The sequence below is a fragment of the Alistipes sp. i18-0019-D1 genome (assembly GCF_042852885.1).
Taxonomy (GTDB): Bacteria; Bacteroidota; Bacteroidia; order Bacteroidales; family Rikenellaceae; genus Alistipes.
Window position 1 is genome coordinate 2,663,425 of the sequence record NZ_AP031424.1, and the last position, 15,534, is coordinate 2,678,958.

A 15,534-nucleotide genomic window follows, 5' to 3' on the forward strand; every position below is an offset into this window, starting at 1 on the left:
TAAATGAACTACGATCAGAAACTTGCCAGCCTGCGTGCCCGCAAACTGCGGCAGACACGCGAAAAGATCGAGCGGGAGGGTGTGCTCGACGAGGACGATTACGGGCGGATCGTACCCCCGGAGGGCCTTTGGAAGATCCGGCCCAACCACCCCGACGGATCGTTCTACGGCTTCGACGCCTGGACGGACAATTTTTGCAGCCTGATGGCCGTGCATCCGGTCTACGTCGACCCGGACGACGCCTTTGCCGGGCGGTGGATGTACTTCATGTCCAAGATGCGTCCCAACAAGTGGAATCCGGCCTATCCCTACGACCACCTGAAGGCGGACATCGCCCGCTACGACATCATCTGCGGAATCGGCGACGACGCCCATTTCGCACCCGATTACCGGATGGGGCTCGAACTGGGCTGGGGCGGCCTGCTGGAGAAGATCGCCGCCTGCCGGAAGCTGAATCCCTCGCCCGGGCAGCAGCATTTCTACGACCTGCACGAACGGGCCGTCCGGAGCGTGCAGGGATGGATCGGACGCCACATTGCCGAGGCTGAACGGCTGGCGGCCGAAGAGCCCGATGCCGGGCGGCGCGACAACCTGCTGGCCATGGCGCAGGTCAACCGCAATATCCTGAACCGTCCGCCCGAGACCCTGCGCGAAGCCTGCCAGTGGATCGTCTGGTATCACCTCGCTTCGCGCACGTACAACCGCGACGGGGCGGGAGCACAGATCGACGCGCTGCTCAGACCCTATTACGAACGGGACAAGGCGCTCGGGCTGACCGACGACGAGGCGGTCTATTACCTGGCCTGCCTGCTGATCAACGACCCGGTCTACTGGCAGCTGGGAGGTCCCGACGAAACGGGCCGGGACCAGACTTCGCGCATCTCCTTTCTGGTGCTCGAGGCGGCCGGGAAGATCGACACGTCGCTCAACATCACCGTGCGGGTCCACGACGGGCTTGACCCCGAGCTGTTCCGCGCGGCCGTCGCCTGCCTGATCCGCTATAAGAACGGCTGGCCCCGCTTCTCGGGCGACAAGGCCCTTGTCGAGGGTTTCATGCGCAACGGTTTCAGCGCGGAGCTGGCCCGCAGCCGGATCGCCGTCGGCTGTAACTGGATGTCGCTGCCGGGGCTGGAATATACGATGAACGACCTGGTGAAGGTCAATATGGCGAAGGTTTTCGAGGTGGCCTACGACGAACTGCTGGCCTCGGACGCGGAGCCTTCGACCGGAGCGCTTTGGCGCGGGTTCGAACGCCACCTGGGCCGGGCCGTTCACACGGCGGCCGAAGGCATCCGCCACCACCTGAAATACCAGAAGTACAACGAACCCGAACTGCTGCTCAATCTCTTGAGCCACGGGCCGCTGGAGAGGGGACGGGATGTCTCGGACGGCGGGGCGGAGTATTACAACCTCGCCATCGACGGCGCGGGGCTGGCCGTCGTGGCCGATTCGTTCGCCGCCCTCGAACAGCGTGTCGAGCGCGAAGGCCGCCTGACGTGGGAGGAGGTCACCCGCCACCTGCGGGAGAATTTCGAAGGGGAGGGCGGCGTTGCCGTCCGCAAACTGCTGCAAACCGCACCGCGCTACGGGCAGGAGGATTCCCCGGGCGAATCCTGGGCCTTGCGCGTCAGGGATGCCTTCGTCGCGGCCGTGCGGCGCGAGACGGAACCCGGCCGGGTCTTCATCCCCGGTTTCTTCTCGTGGGCCAATACGGTCGGCTTCGGCCTTTCGGTCGGGGCGACGCCCAACGGGCGCAAGGCCGCAACGCCCATCTCCCACGGAGCGAATCCCGTGCCCGGTTTTGCGCTGGACGACGCGTCGCTCTCGCTGGCGACCTGCATCGCCCGCATTCAGCCCGGTTACGGCAATACGGCGCCGATGCAGTGGGAGATCGACCCCTCGCTGGCCCGGCAGGACAATGCGGAACTGATCGGTGCGATTCTCCGCGCCCATTTCAGGATGGGCGGAACGCTGGTCAACGTGAACGTCATGGACAAGGAGACCGTACTCGCGGCGCACGAGAATCCCGAGAAATATCCCGAACTGGTGGTGCGCGTTACGGGCTTCACGGCCTATTTCTCCATGTTGTCGCCCCGGTTCCGGCAGCTGGTCGTCGACCGTATTTTGGAAAATTAATCGTAAAAACAGATGATGGAAACCATGAAGATAATTGATGCGTACGATTACGGCGGAACGGGCTATGCCCCGTTTCTGATCGGGGACAAATGGCAGGTCGCATTCCTGAACTATGCGCCGGAAGAGGCGCTGGAGAGCATCGTGAAACTGGACGTGCACCACTATACCGACGAAGTTTTCGTGCTGCTCGACGGCCGTGCGGCATTGATCGGCGCGCAGGTCGCCGACGACGGGATCGTTTACGAGGCGGTCGACATGCGGCCTCTGTGCGCCTACAACATCCGCCGCGGGGTGTGGCACAAGATCGCGATGCGGCCCGGCAGCCGGGTTCTGATCGTGGAGAACTGCAATACGCACCTGGGCGATTTCGAGTTCCTCGACCTTTCTGCGGAGCAGATCGCCGCCCTGCGGGAGGCGGTCGCAAAAGCCTGGAGCGAAAAATGACGTTATGGAGACGAATTATTGGGCCGGGCTGTCGCTGATCGCGATGGGCGGTTTGTTCGCCGGGAGTTTTTCGGTTCCTTTCAACCGCAGCAAAGGCTGGAAATGGGAGAATAACTGGTTGGTGTGGAGCGTCGTAGCGCTCGTCGTTGCGCCCTGGACCGTTGCCGTGGCGACCGTTCCCGGGCTTTCGGGCGTTTATGCCGCGGAGACGGGGCCGCTGGCGGTCGTGGCGCTTTTCGGGCTGATCTGGGGCGTCGGTGCGATCCTTTTCGGGCGGGGTATTGATCTGCTGGGTGTCGGCTTGAGCATGCCGATCATGCTCGGGCTGACGAACGTGATCGGGACGCTGATGCCCGTCGTGCTGCGCGATCCGGGCGGTTTGCTGACCGCTTCGGGACTTCGGCTGACCGCCGGGGTGCTGGTGATCGTGCTCGGCATCGTCCTCTATTCCGTCGCCGGGAGCCTGAAGGAACGGGGTGTGCAGGCGCCGCGGGCCGGGGGCCACAGCGGCTTTGTGAAGGGGCTGCTGGTATGCCTTGCAGCCGGCATCTTGAGCCCGATGGTCAATTTCGCCTTTGTCTTCGGCGCGCCGTTGCAGCAGCAGGCCCTTGCCGCCGGGACCGATCCGGTCTATACGTCCAATGCCGTCTGGAGCATCGCGCTGACCGCCGGATGCCTGGTGAATGCGGGGTACTGCATCTACCTGTTGCAGAGCCGGAAGACGGGTGCGCTGTACCGCGGAAGCCGCCGCATAAACTGGGTCTGGGCCGCTTTGGCCGGAGTTCTTTGGTATTTGAGCATGATGCTTTACGGCATGGGAGGCAGTTTCCTCGGCGATGCCGGAACGTCGGTTGGCTGGGCGTTGATGCAGTCGCTGGCAATCCTGACGGGCAATCTCGCAGGGCTTTTCACGGGCGAATGGCGCGGTGCCGCACCCGTGTCGCGACGGATCATGTGGCTGGGACTGGCGTGTCTGCTGGCCGGGGTGTTCATCGTGGCTTTCAGCAGATAGTCCCCGCTGCCGATCGGACCCGGTCCGAATCCGGATAAGTCCCGCATTTGCGGGACTTATTTTTTTGTGCTGCGGATTTTCCGGCCTTCTTCGGGAGGGGCTGCACAGCGTTCGGCACGCTTTCCGGCTCGCCGTGAACACCCTCCCCGCACGCCGTCCGGGGCATGTCCCGGGCCTGCGGCGGCCGCCATTGCGGTGCGGCGGGCCTGCGGTTATACATCTGCTCCATTTGTGCCGGAAATTTGTCAAAATAGGATAAATTGCTGTTCAGTATCCCCGATTGTAGATAATCTTTTTTATATTTGTGCGTTAAAACCGAAAAACAATAATCAAAACTAAATAACGCTATGGAAAACAAACTTCAACAGTTGACGCAGAAGCTCTACGACGAGGGGCTGGAGAAAGGGCGCGCCGAGGCCGACAAGCTGGTGGCCGACGCCAAGGCCGAGGCCCGGAAGATCGTCGCCGAGGCCCGCGCCGAGGCCGAAGAGATCGTCAAAAAGGCGGAGGCCAAGGCCGAGGACGTTTCGAAGAACACCATGACCGAGATTTCGCTGGCCGGCAAGCAGGCCGTCGGCAGAATCAAGTCGGAGATCGCCTCGCTGATCATCGCCAAGGCTACGGCCCGGGGCGTGAAGGAGGCCGTCGTGGACCCGGCGTTCATCAAGGAGATGCTCGTCGCCGTAGCTAAAAACTGGAACGGTTCCGATTCGGGCAAGGTCGAATTGCAGGCCCTGCTGCCCGAGGGCGAGCGCAAGAAGCTCGACGCGGCGTTCGAGGAGAGTGCGAAGGAGTTGCTCGCCGCCGGTGTCGAGGTGGGCTGGTCGAAGGAGGTGAAGACCGGCTTCAAGGTGGGCGCCAAGGAGGGCGGCTACTACATTTCGTTCGCCGACGCCGACATCGAAGCGCTGTTGGCAGAGTACCTGCGCGACAAGGTGTTCCAACTGTTGTTCAAGGCGTAAGGCATGTTTGCGACCCAATATTATTGTCTGGTAGCCTCCCTGAAGGAGTACGCGCTCGACGCCGACACCAAGGGCTTCGACGCCCGGGCCATCGTCTCCGGGATTCTGGAGGAGGTGAACCGCGGCGACGCCCGCGAGGTGCGGCTCCTGTACGGCTACTACGACTGTGAGAATATCGCCGCCCTGCGTGCGGGGCGCTCGGCGCACAATCCGCTGGGCAACTTCACGCGCGAGGAGTTGGCGGAGGAGCTGAAAGCTCCGAAGCGGCTTCCCGAGGCGGTTGCCCGCGTGGTGAGGGCCTATGCCGATCCCGAGGGCGAGGACGCCGAGACGGTCGACACGTCGCGGCGTTTCGAGAAGGAGTTGTTCGGGGCCTACTACGCCGCCTGCGGAAAGGCCGGGAGCCGCTTCCTGCGCGAGTGGTCCGCTTTCGACCGGAACCTGCGCAACGTTTCGGCGGCCGTCACGGCGCGCGCCGCAGGGCGTGCGGTCGAGGAGGTCGTCGTGGGCGGCGGCGATGTCGCCGAGCAGTTGCAGCGCAGTTCTGCGGCCGATTTCGGGCTTCGGGGCGAACTTCCCTATATCGACGCGGTGATCGCGGCGGTGAACGACGAGGCCAACCTCGTGGAGAAGGAGCACAAGATCGACCTGATCCGCTGGAACGAAGCCGCGGAGCTGGCGACCTTCGACTATTTCGACGTCAACGCCATCCTTTCCTACCTGGTGCGGATCAACATCGTCGCCCGCTGGACGCTGCTCGACGCTGCGCGCGGCCGCGAGATGTTCGCCCGCCTGCTTGCCGAACTGGACGGCAAGGAGCTGATTAATAAGGAATAAACAATAAAAACATACAATGAAAACTACAGGACGTGTAAACGGTATCATCTCCAACATCGTGATCGTCAAGGCCGACGGACCCGTGGGTCAGAACGAGATCTGCTATGTCTGGACGGGCGATACCAAAATGATGGCCGAGGTCATCAAGGTCATAGGCGACGCGGCCTATGTCCAGGTTTTTGACAGCACCCGCGGTCTGAAGATCGGCGACCGGGTCGAATTCGAGGGTCACATGCTCGAAGTCACGCTGGCTCCGGGCCTTTTGTCGCGCAACTACGACGGTCTTCAGAACGACCTCGAAAAGATGGACGGTCTGTTCATCGCCCGCGGTTCGATCACCGATCCGGTCGACTACGATGCCGAGTGGGAATTTTCGCCGCTGGCCAAGGCCGGCGACAAGGTCACGGCGGCGTCGTGGCTGGGCGAGGTGAAGGAGCAGTGGGTGATGCACAAGATCATGGTTCCCTTCACGATGACGGACAGCTATACGGTCAAGAGCGTCGCCGAGGCGGGCAAATACAAGATCACCGACACGATGGCAGTCCTGACCGACGCCGAAGGCCGCGACCACGAGGTGACGATGGTGCAGAAATGGCCCGTGAAGCAGGCCGTGCGCTGCTATACGGAGAAACCCCGCCCGTCGCGCATCATGGAGACCGGCGTGCGTCCGATCGACACCTTCAACCCGATGGCCGAGGGCGGTACGGGCTTTATCCCGGGGCCTTTCGGCGCGGGCAAGACCGTGCTCCAGCACGCCATTTCGAAGCAGGCCGACGCCGACGTGATCATCATGGTGGCGTGCGGCGAGCGCGCCAACGAGGTGGTCGAAATCTTCAAGGAGTTCCCCGAACTGATCGACCCGCATACGGGCCATACGCTCATGGAGCGCACAATCATCATCTGCAACACGTCGAACATGCCCGTCGCCGCGCGTGAGGCGTCGGTCTATACGGGTATGACCATCGGCGAGTACTACCGCTCGATGGGCCTCAAGGTGCTCGTGATGGCCGACTCGACGTCGCGCTGGGCGCAGGCGCTGCGCGAGATGTCGAACCGTCTGGAGGAGCTTCCCGGCCAGGACGCCTTCCCGATGGACCTTTCGGCGATCATCTCGAACTTCTACTCGCGTGCGGGACTGGTGAAACTCGTCGGCGGCCAGACCGGATCGGTGACGTTCCTCGGCACGGTGTCGCCCGCGGGCGGTAACCTCAAGGAGCCGGTGACCGAATCGACGAAGAAGGCCGCGCGTTGTTTCTACGCCCTTTCGCAGGGCCGCGCCGACTCGAAGCGCTACCCGGCCATCGACCCGCTGGAGTCCTACTCGAAATACCTCGAATACCCCGAAATCCGCGAATACCTCGACAACCACATCGAGAAGGACTGGGTGGACCTGGTCTACGAGGGCAAGACCATCGTGCAGCGCGGCAAGGAGGCCAACGACCAGATCAACATTCTGGGCGACGACGGCGTTCCCGTGGAGTACCACGAACGGTTCTGGAAATCGGAGCTGATCGACTTCGTCATCCTGCAGCAGGACGCCTTCGACGCCATCGACGCCAACTGCCCGATGGAGCGCCAGCAGATGATGTACAAGATGGTCCTCGGTATCTGCAACCGGGAATTTGCGTTCGCCGACTTCGAAGCCTGCTCGCAGTTCTTCAAGGGCCTGATCAACCTCTTCCGTCAGATGAACTACTCGGAGTGGAAGTCGGAGAAGTTCGAGGGCTACCGGAAGCAGATCGAGCAGTATGTGAGTGAACAATCCAAATAAGCGGGAGAAATTATGACAACACGAGCATTTCAGAAGATATACACCAAGATTGACAACATCACCAAGGCTACCGTGACGCTCCGCGCCACGGGCGTCGGCAACGACGAGCTGGCCACCGTCGGCGGCAAACTGGCGCAGGTGGTGAAGATTATGGGCGAGAACGTCACGTTGCAGATTTTCGCCGGAACCGAGGGCCTGTCGACCGACTCCGAGGTCGTCTTCCACGGCGAGCCTCCCAAGCTGCGCGTTTCGGACAACCTCGCGGGTCGTTTCTTCAACGCCTACGGCGAACCGCTCGAAGGCGGCGGGATCATCGAGGGCGAAGCCCGCGAGATCGGCGGTCCGACGGTGAACCCCTTCCGGCGCATCCAGCCTTCGGAGCTGATCGCCACGGGCATCGCCGGCATCGACCTGAACAACACGATCGTGACGGGGCAGAAGATCCCCTTCTTCGCCGACCCCGACCAGCCCTACAACGCCGTGATGGCCAACGTGGCCCTGCGTGCCAAGGCCGACAAGATCATCCTCGGCGGCATGGGCCTCACGAACGACGACTTTCTGTACTTCAAGTCGGTCTTCGAGAACGCCGGTGCGCTGGACCGCATCGTGTCGTTCGTCAACACGACGGAGAACCCGCCCGTGGAGCGTCTGCTCGTCCCCGACATGGCGCTGACCGCCGCCGAGTACTTCGCCGTGGACAAGGGCGAGAAGGTGCTGGTGCTGCTGACCGACATGACCTTGTACGCCGATGCCCTGGCCATCGTGTCGAACCGCATGGACCAGATTCCGTCGAAGGACTCGATGCCGGGATCGTTGTATTCCGACCTGGCGAAGATCTACGAAAAGGCCGTGCAGCTGCCCAACGGCGGTTCGATCACGATCATCGCCGTGACGACGCTTTCGGGCGGCGACATCACGCATGCCATCCCCGACAATACGGGTTATATCACCGAGGGCCAGTTGTTCCTGCGCAACGATTCCGACACGGGCAAGGTCATCGTCGACCCGTTCCGTTCGCTGTCGCGTCTGAAACAGCTCGTCATCGGCAAGAAGACCCGCGAGGACCATCCGCAGGTGATGAACGCCTGCGTGCGCCTCTACGCCGACGCAGCCAACGCCAAGACCAAGCTGGAGAACGGCTTCGACCTCTCGGACTACGACGAGCGCACCCTGAAGTTCGCCTTCGACTACTCGGAGAAGCTGCTGGCCATCGACGTCAATATCGAGATCAACCAGATGCTCGACACCGCATGGAGCCTCTTTGCCAAGTACTTCACCCGGGAGGAGGTCGCCATCAAGGAGGAGCTTATTAAGAAATACTGGAAGGAGGCGTAACGCGCAATGGCAATCAAATTCCAATATAACAAGACCTCGCTGGGCGAACTCGGCAAACAGCTGAAAATGCGCCAGAAGGCCCTCCCTACGATCAAAAGTAAGGAGTCGGCCCTGCGCTCCGAAGTGAAGAAGGCGAAGGACTCCGCTCTCGACTACCGCCGCCGGCTCGATGCCCTGAAGGCCGAGTACGACTACATGGTGTCGCTTTGGGGAGAGTTTGATTGTGACCTCCTGCGCATTGCCGACGTCGATTTGTCGGTCCAGAAAATCGCGGGTGTGCGCACGCCCGTCCTGCAGGAAGTGAAATTCGAGGAGAAACCCTACGATCTGTTCTCCTCGCCGGTGTGGTTCGCCGACGGAGTCGACATCCTCAAGCGCATGGCGCAGCTGGGGATCGAGTTCGAGGTCTACAACCGGAAGATGGAACTGCTGGACCATGCGCGCCGCAAAACCACTCAAAAGGTGAATTTGTACGAGAAGGTTCAGATACCCGGGTACGAGGACGCCATACGTAAGATCAAACGCTTCATGGAGGACGAGGAGAACCTCTCCAAGTCGGCCCAGAAGATCGTGAAAACCAAACAGCAGGCCGCCGGGGAGGGCGCGATGTTATGATAGCCAGAATGTCAAAATACAACTTTGTGCTCTTTGCGGCGCAGAGTGAGGATTTCGTCGAGAAGCTGCGCGGCCTCGGGCTGGTGGACATCACCACCACGGGGTGGGAACCCTCCGAGGAGGACCGCCAGCTGCTGCTGGACATCGAGAGCCACGCGAAGGCCGCGGAGTTCCTGAAGAACTTCCGCGCCGGGGAGCGTTGCGACGCTGCTGCCGGGCCGTTCGCCTCGGGCGAGGAGGCCTACGAGCATTACGTCGCCGCGCACCGCGAGGCCGCGGCGCTCAATGCCGAGATCGGACGTCTGGAAAAAGCGGCCGAGGAGCTGCGTCCCTGGGGGGCGTTCGATGTGGAGGCGACGCGGAAACTCGCCGCACAGGGCATCGTGCTCCGTTATTTCTTCACCCAGCGCAACACCTTCGACAAACAGCTTGCCGAGTGGTCGGAGAGCTATACGATCTCCGAGATCAGCCGTTCCGATGCGACGGTGTGGTTCGTCGTCGTGGCCAAGCCCGGCGAGGAGGTTACGCTCGACGCGCAGGAGATGAAGACCCCGGCGATGGACATCCGCGAGGCGGAACGCCGCATCGCCGAAGCCGAAAAGAAACTCCGGGACCTCGACGCCGAATTTTCGCGCGTGGCCGCTTCGGAGGCGCTGCTCGCACGGCATGCCAGTTCGCTGAAGGAGCGTTTGCAGGGCGTGCGGGTGAAGGCCACGGCACAGGAGGCCGCCGACGGCACGCTGGTCGTCATGGAGGGTTGGGCCGAGAAGGAGACTTCCGATCGGGTCGACGCCCTTTTGGAGGAGTACCCCAACGTGGTCTTCCTCAAATCGGACCCCACGCCCGAGGACGAGACGCCCGTGAAACTCAAGAACCGTTGGTTCGCGCATGTTTTCGAACTGGTGGGCGACATGTACGCCCGTCCGAAATACGGGACGATGGACCTCACGCCGTTCTTCGCACCGTTCTACATGCTCTTTTTCGGCATCTGTCTCAACGACGCCGGCTACGGACTGATCCTGACCCTGATGGGGTGGTGGATGCTCGCTAAGAACAAAAAGCCCGGCATGATGCGCCAGGCGGCGTGGTTCGCCACGCTGTGCGGCGTTTCGACGGTCCTTTTCGGACTGCTGTGCGGTTCGTTCTTCGGCATCAACATGAACACGTGGTTCCCCTCGGTGAAATTCCTCGATTTCCAGGGACAGTTCTTCTCCATTGCGCTGGTCATCGGCGTGGTGCAGATCCTTTTCGGCATGCTGCTCAACATCTGGATGACCGTTCGCTGCTTCGGTTTCGGCCGTGCGCTGGGACTGCTGGGGTGGTTCATCATCCTCGTCTCGTGCTGCCTGGCCATGGGCCTTCCGATGGCGGGCCTGGCCATTCCGGGCTTTACGGCCGGATCGGCGGCCTTCTACGCGGCGCTGGGCGTCGGCGGCGTGCTGATGCTGCTTCTGAACAATCCCCGGCGCAATCCGCTCATCAACTTCGGCGCGGGTCTTTGGGACCTTTACAACAACCTCACGGGCCTGTTGAGCGACGTGCTGTCGTACATCCGTCTGTTCGCCATCGGGCTTTCGGGCGGCGTGCTGGCGCTGGTGTTCAACACGCTGGCGTCGGGATTCGTGCCCGAAGGTGCGAACATCCTGGTCCGGCTGCTGATCATGATTCCGATTCTGCTGATCGGTCACGGCATCAACCTATTCATGTCGACCATCTCGTCGTTCGTGCACCCGCTGCGTCTGACGTTCGTCGAGTTTTTCAAGAACGCCGGTTTCGAAATGGCCTCGCGCAATTTCGACCCGATTCGTAAAATGAACGATACTAACGAATAATAACAATTAAAAAAACTCAAAACATTATGGAAACAACAGCATTGGTATTGGCTTACGTCGGCGTAGCGCTGATGGTGGGTCTGGCAGGTGTCGCTTCGTCGATCGGCACCTCCATTACGGGTCAGGCCGCAGTAGGGGCCATGAAGAAGAACGGCGGCGCTTTCGGCAGCTACATGATTCTCTCGGCGCTTCCCGGTTCGCAGGGTCTCTACGGTTTCGTCTGCTTCTTTCTGGTACAGAAGGGCCTGACGGACCCGACGATGGTGCAGGGCGCGGCTATCTTCGGCGCGGGTCTGCTGGTCGGTCTGGTGAACATCGCCGCTTCGATCTATCAGGCGAAGGTCTGCGCCAACGGTATCGCCGCCATCGGCAACGGTCACGACGTGATGGGTAAGACGCTGATCCTCGCGGCTTTCCCCGAGCTGTACGCCATCCTGACGGTGGCCGCCACCTACCTGATCGCAACGCTCGACGGCGTGAACCTCTTCTGACGGGGCGGAACGCCCGTCACCGAAAAGGGAGACCCTGCGGGGCCTCCCTTTTTCGTTGCCGTCCTGCGGGCGGGGCGGTTTTGCCGTTTCGGAAAATTTGCCTTATCTTTGTTGCCGAATCAAAATCTTTTGTCAGCGATGCGGATTTAAAAATTTCATAGACCCCTTCTGCCGCCCCGCCCTTGCGGATGCGGCACCGTGTACTTTGTAAATTTTCAAATCCGATATTTTATGTCGCTTGTTTTCAGCGGGGTGTCGTTCGCATATCCCGGTTCGGACCCCCTTTTCTCCGATATTACTTTCACCGTCCGCCCGGGCGAACGGGTCGCCTTGGTCGGCCCTAACGGCTCGGGCAAAACCACACTGCTGCGCATCGCTGCCGGGTTGCAGCCTGCCGCCGGATCGGTCAGCTGCCCGGCGGCGCGCTGGTATCTGCCCCAGAACGCCCTGTGCCAGCCCGGCGAACCGGTCGCGGAGCTGCTGGGCGTAGCCCGTAAACTCGCTGCGCTGCATGCCATCGAGTCCGGGCGCGGTACGGAGGCCGATTTCTCGGCGCTCGACGACGATTGGGGCGTCGGGGAGCGGCTCGATGCCGTGCGCGGCCGTTGGGGAATCGCTTCGATCCCCCTCGACCGGCCGTTCCGTACGTTGAGCGGCGGCGAGCGCACGCGCGTCCTGCTGGCCGGGGCGGAGCTGTCGGGCGCCCGCGCGGTGCTGCTCGACGAGCCGAGCAACCACCTCGATGCCCGTGCGCGGACGCTGTTGTACGACTACGTCGGCCGGAGCCGCGCGGCCATGCTGATCGTGAGCCACGACCGGGCGCTTCTGGAGCTGATGGACGCCATCGTCGAACTGGATTCGGGCCGGGCGACCCGTTACGGCGGAAATTACACGTTCTACAGCGGACAGCGCAACTTGCAGCTGGAGGCACTCCGCCGCCGTGCCGATGAACGGCAGCGCACCCTGCGGCAGGCCCGGGAGCGCGAACGGCAGCTGGCCGAGCGTCGGCAGCGACAGGAGAGCCGGGCCGCGGGACACACCGAACGCCGGGGGCTGGCCCGCATTGTGGCCGGGGGCCTGGCTTCGGCTTCCGAGCGGTCGGCGGCGCGTCTGGAGGAGGAGCGCCGCCGGCGGGTCGAGCGGATCGCCGCGGATCTGCGCGAGGTCCGGGCGCGGATCGTCGCCGAACAGCCGCTTTCAGTGCACCTGCATTCGCCCGAACGGCGCGACCGACGGTTGCTCGCGGCGCTCGAAGGCGTGAACGTCCGCTTCGGCGACCGGATGCTGTGGCCCGAGCCGCTCTCGCTGGAGCTTTTTTCCGGCGAACGCCTCCGGATCCGGGGCGGTAACGGGACCGGGAAGACCACGCTGCTGCGTCTGCTGACCGGGGAACTGCTCCCTGCGTGTGGTTCCTGCCGCCGGGCGGAGCCGCTGCGCACGCTGCTGCTCGACCAGGAGTATTCGGCGCTTTCCGGCGCCGGGACCGTCGGGGAGTTCGTCATGCGCCGTGATACGGCCCATCGTCCCGAAGGCGAACTGCGCGCCTGGCTCGACCACCATTGTTTCGCGCAGGAGCAGTGGGCGCAGGCGTGCGACACCTTGAGCGGCGGTGAGAAGCTGAAACTGCTGTTGTTTGGGGAGACGCTCGGCGCTTCGGCTCCCGACCTGCTGTTGCTCGACGAGCCGACCAACAACGTCGACCTCCGGAGCCAGGAACTGTTGCTCGGGGCGCTCTCCGAATACAAAGGAACGGTTGTCGCGGTTTCCCACGACGAACCGTTCCTTCGGGATCTGGGTATTACGGCCGAACTGGCGCTCGTTCCGTGACTACCGTCCTTTGCGGCGCGACGAGGTGCGCACCTTCGGGCCTTTGCCGCGGGACTCTTCCGTACGGCGCGCCGCGGCCCCTGGCAGCAGCAGTTCGAAGTCTAACTGGCGCTTCTGCAGGTCGGCGCGCTTCACGCGGATGCGCACCGGGCTGCCCAGCGTCATGCGGATGCCCGTCGAGCGGCCGATGATTTCGTAGAGCTGTTCATCGAACTGGAAAAAATCGCCCTCGATGTCGCGCAGGAACGACATGCCTTCGATGTGGGTTTCGTCCAGTTCGACGTAGACGCCCCACTCGGTGAGTCCCGAGATGTGCCCCTCGAACTCCTCGCCGATGTGCTCTTTCATGAACTCGACCATCTTGTACTTGATCGACGCGCGCTCGGCCTCGGCGGCCACGACCTCGCGGTCCGAAGCGCGTGCGCACAGGTCTTCCAGTTCCGTCTTGTCGGCCGGCTTGCCGCCCGCGAGGTAGCGTGCCAGCAGACGGTGGACCATCATGTCGGGGTAGCGTCGGATGGGCGACGTGAAGTGCGTGTAGTAGGGGAACGCCAGACCGTAGTGGCCGATGTTGTCGGTCGTGTAGTAGGCCTTGGCCATCGAGCGCACGGCCATCGTCGCGACGGCATTTTCCTCCGTGGTTCCCTTGATCTGCTTGAAGAGCTTGTTCAGCTCCTTGGCCACGGCGCGGCCCTTCGTGGCCTTGAAGATGTGCCCGAAGCGGAGGATGAACTGCCGGAAGCGGTCGAGTTTCTCCTCGCTCGGGGTGTCGTGCACGCGGTAGACCATCGTGCGCTCCACCGTACGGCCGCTCTCGGTCTTGCGTTTGCCGCAGAACTCCGCCACGCGGCGGTTGGCCAGCAGCATGAACTCCTCGATCATCTGGTTCGACTCCTTCTGCTCCTTGAAGAAGACGCCCAGCGGCTTGCCGTTCTCGTCGAGGCGGAATTTCACCTCCTCGCGGTCGAACGAGATCGCGCCGTTCTTGAACCGCTCCTTGCGCAGTGCCTGTGCCAATCGGTTGAGGGTCAGCACTTCCTCGGCGTAGTCCCCGCGGCCCGTCTCGATGATCTCCTGCGCCTCGGCGTAAGTGAACCGGCGGTCGGAGTGGATCACCGTGCGGCCGAACCACTCTTCGAGGATGTCGAGGTTTTCGTTGAGCGTGAACACCGCCGAGAAGCAGAGGCTCGTCTCGTTGGGGCGCAGCGAGCACAGCTCGTTCGAAAGCCGCTCGGGAAGCATCGGCACGGTGCGGTCCACCAAGTAGACCGACGTGCCGCGCTCCACGGCTTCGTCGTCGATCACCGAGTGGGGCCGCACGTAATGGGTCACGTCGGCGATGTGCACGCCCACTTCCCAGACGCCGTCCTTGATCCGGCGCACCGACAGCGCGTCGTCGAAGTCCTTGGCGTCCGCGGGGTCGACCGTGAAGGTCGTGACACCCCGGAAATCGCGCCGCTGGGCGATCTCCTTGGCCGTGACGCGGGCGTCGATGGCCTGGGCGGCCTCCTCGATTTCGGGTTCGAAGCGGTAGGGAAGTTCGTATTCCGCCAGAATCGAGTGCATCTCCGTATCGTTGTTGCCCGCCATGCCCAGCCGCTCGACCAACTCGCCCACGGGGCTTTTGCTGCCCGGGAGCCAGTCGGCGATGCGCACCACGACCTTCTCGCCGTCGCGCACGTCGGGATAGGTGCGCTTCGAGAGATAAATGTCCATCGGCATGCGGCGCGAGTCGGCGCGTACGAAAATCTGGTGCGCCCCGACTTCGGCCACGCCCACGTAGGGTTTGCGGTTGCGTTCGATGATTCGCGTGATCTCGCCCTCCAGCTGTCCGTTGCGGCCGCGGTGCATCACCACGACCTCCACGCGGTCGCCGTTCAGGGCGTTCGCGGCGTTGCGCTGGTTGACGAAGATGTCGCTCTCCTGCCCTTCGACCTTCACGTAGACCGAACCCGAGGGGGCCATGTCGGCCACGCCCTCGTAGTGGGGCAGGTGGGTCTGCATCAGACGGTATTTTTCGCGTGCGCACTCCTCGACGACGCCCTCTTCGAAGAGGCGTCCGAGGATTTCTAACGTTTCGCGGCGGCCCTCTTTCGTGGCGCCTCCGGAGGCCGAAGCCAGGTGCTTCAGCGAGAACTTATTGTTGGGAAATTCCCGGAACATGCTCAATATGATCGAGGTGCGGTCCGTTTTCCGTGCTCCGTCTCCGGAGCGTTGTTTCTGTTTTTTCATCATTTTTCAAAATTTGCGGGGCTTCGGTCCTCCGCCGGAT

The 15,534-nt window shown here is 62.6% G+C and carries 12 protein-coding genes; 11 read left to right on the forward strand and 1 reads right to left on the reverse strand.

Annotated features, from left to right (window positions below; translation table 11 throughout):
* The first annotated feature begins 3 nt into the window (after positions 1-3).
* The 11 genes from ACGHP5_RS11280 (at position 4) to ACGHP5_RS11330 (ending at position 13,262) form a co-directional block, all read left to right on the forward strand.
* Positions 4-2,136 (forward strand): pyruvate formate lyase family protein, encoded by a 2,133-nt coding sequence (locus ACGHP5_RS11280; protein ID WP_390566828.1) that lies wholly within the window; start codon positions 4-6, stop codon positions 2,134-2,136.
* Positions 2,137-2,160: 24 nt separating this feature from the next.
* Positions 2,161-2,580, forward strand: coding sequence for a hypothetical protein (locus tag ACGHP5_RS11285; RefSeq protein WP_390566830.1), 420 nt, complete (start codon positions 2,161-2,163; stop codon positions 2,578-2,580).
* 4 nt (positions 2,581-2,584) lie between these two features.
* Entirely contained in the window at positions 2,585-3,592 is a 1,008-nt protein-coding gene (locus ACGHP5_RS11290) for an L-rhamnose/proton symporter RhaT (RefSeq protein ID WP_390349140.1), read from the forward strand.
* A 347-nt stretch (positions 3,593-3,939) separates the two neighbouring features.
* Positions 3,940-4,554: a hypothetical protein gene (locus tag ACGHP5_RS11295; RefSeq protein WP_015547544.1), complete on the forward strand. Its 615-nt coding sequence runs from the start codon at positions 3,940-3,942 to the stop codon at positions 4,552-4,554.
* A 3-nt stretch (positions 4,555-4,557) separates the two neighbouring features.
* Positions 4,558-5,391 (forward strand): DUF2764 family protein, encoded by an 834-nt coding sequence (locus ACGHP5_RS11300; protein WP_022062485.1) that lies wholly within the window; start codon positions 4,558-4,560, stop codon positions 5,389-5,391.
* Positions 5,392-5,407: 16 nt separating this feature from the next.
* A complete protein-coding gene (locus ACGHP5_RS11305; protein WP_390566832.1) occupies positions 5,408-7,162 on the forward strand; it encodes a V-type ATP synthase subunit A in 1,755 nt (584 codons plus the stop codon).
* Positions 7,163-7,174: 12 nt separating this feature from the next.
* Positions 7,175-8,497: a V-type ATP synthase subunit B gene (locus ACGHP5_RS11310; protein WP_290533376.1), complete on the forward strand. Its 1,323-nt coding sequence runs from the start codon at positions 7,175-7,177 to the stop codon at positions 8,495-8,497.
* A 6-nt stretch (positions 8,498-8,503) separates the two neighbouring features.
* A complete protein-coding gene (locus ACGHP5_RS11315) occupies positions 8,504-9,112 on the forward strand; it encodes a V-type ATP synthase subunit D (RefSeq protein ID WP_290533377.1) in 609 nt (202 codons plus the stop codon).
* A gap of 8 nt (positions 9,113-9,120) precedes the next feature.
* Entirely contained in the window at positions 9,121-10,944 is a 1,824-nt protein-coding gene (locus ACGHP5_RS11320) for a V-type ATP synthase subunit I (RefSeq protein ID WP_295904597.1), read from the forward strand.
* Between the two features lie 26 nt (positions 10,945-10,970).
* Positions 10,971-11,435 (forward strand): ATPase, encoded by a 465-nt coding sequence (locus ACGHP5_RS11325; protein WP_290533379.1) that lies wholly within the window; start codon positions 10,971-10,973, stop codon positions 11,433-11,435.
* 231 nt (positions 11,436-11,666) lie between these two features.
* Positions 11,667-13,262: an ATP-binding cassette domain-containing protein gene (locus ACGHP5_RS11330; protein ID WP_390566835.1), complete on the forward strand. Its 1,596-nt coding sequence runs from the start codon at positions 11,667-11,669 to the stop codon at positions 13,260-13,262.
* Here ACGHP5_RS11330 and rnr read toward each other — a convergent pair whose 3' ends face one another.
* Entirely contained in the window at positions 13,263-15,494 is a 2,232-nt protein-coding gene (rnr, locus tag ACGHP5_RS11335; RefSeq protein ID WP_390566837.1) for a ribonuclease R, read from the reverse strand.
* Positions 15,495-15,534: the final 40 nt, after the last annotated feature.

Coding starts and splice junctions, on each gene's coding strand:
- ACGHP5_RS11280 (WP_390566828.1), top strand. CDS start 4: ATGAACTACGATCAGAAACTTGCCAGCCTGCGTGCCCGCAAACTGCGG.
- ACGHP5_RS11285 (WP_390566830.1), top strand. CDS start 2,161: ATGAAGATAATTGATGCGTACGATTACGGCGGAACGGGCTATGCCCCG.
- ACGHP5_RS11290 (WP_390349140.1), top strand. CDS start 2,585: ATGGAGACGAATTATTGGGCCGGGCTGTCGCTGATCGCGATGGGCGGT.
- ACGHP5_RS11295 (WP_015547544.1), top strand. CDS start 3,940: ATGGAAAACAAACTTCAACAGTTGACGCAGAAGCTCTACGACGAGGGG.
- ACGHP5_RS11300 (WP_022062485.1), top strand. CDS start 4,558: ATGTTTGCGACCCAATATTATTGTCTGGTAGCCTCCCTGAAGGAGTAC.
- ACGHP5_RS11305 (WP_390566832.1), top strand. CDS start 5,408: ATGAAAACTACAGGACGTGTAAACGGTATCATCTCCAACATCGTGATC.
- ACGHP5_RS11310 (WP_290533376.1), top strand. CDS start 7,175: ATGACAACACGAGCATTTCAGAAGATATACACCAAGATTGACAACATC.
- ACGHP5_RS11315 (WP_290533377.1), top strand. CDS start 8,504: ATGGCAATCAAATTCCAATATAACAAGACCTCGCTGGGCGAACTCGGC.
- ACGHP5_RS11320 (WP_295904597.1), top strand. CDS start 9,121: ATGTCAAAATACAACTTTGTGCTCTTTGCGGCGCAGAGTGAGGATTTC.
- ACGHP5_RS11325 (WP_290533379.1), top strand. CDS start 10,971: ATGGAAACAACAGCATTGGTATTGGCTTACGTCGGCGTAGCGCTGATG.
- ACGHP5_RS11330 (WP_390566835.1), top strand. CDS start 11,667: ATGTCGCTTGTTTTCAGCGGGGTGTCGTTCGCATATCCCGGTTCGGAC.
- rnr (WP_390566837.1), bottom strand. CDS start 15,494: ATGAAAAAACAGAAACAACGCTCCGGAGACGGAGCACGGAAAACGGAC.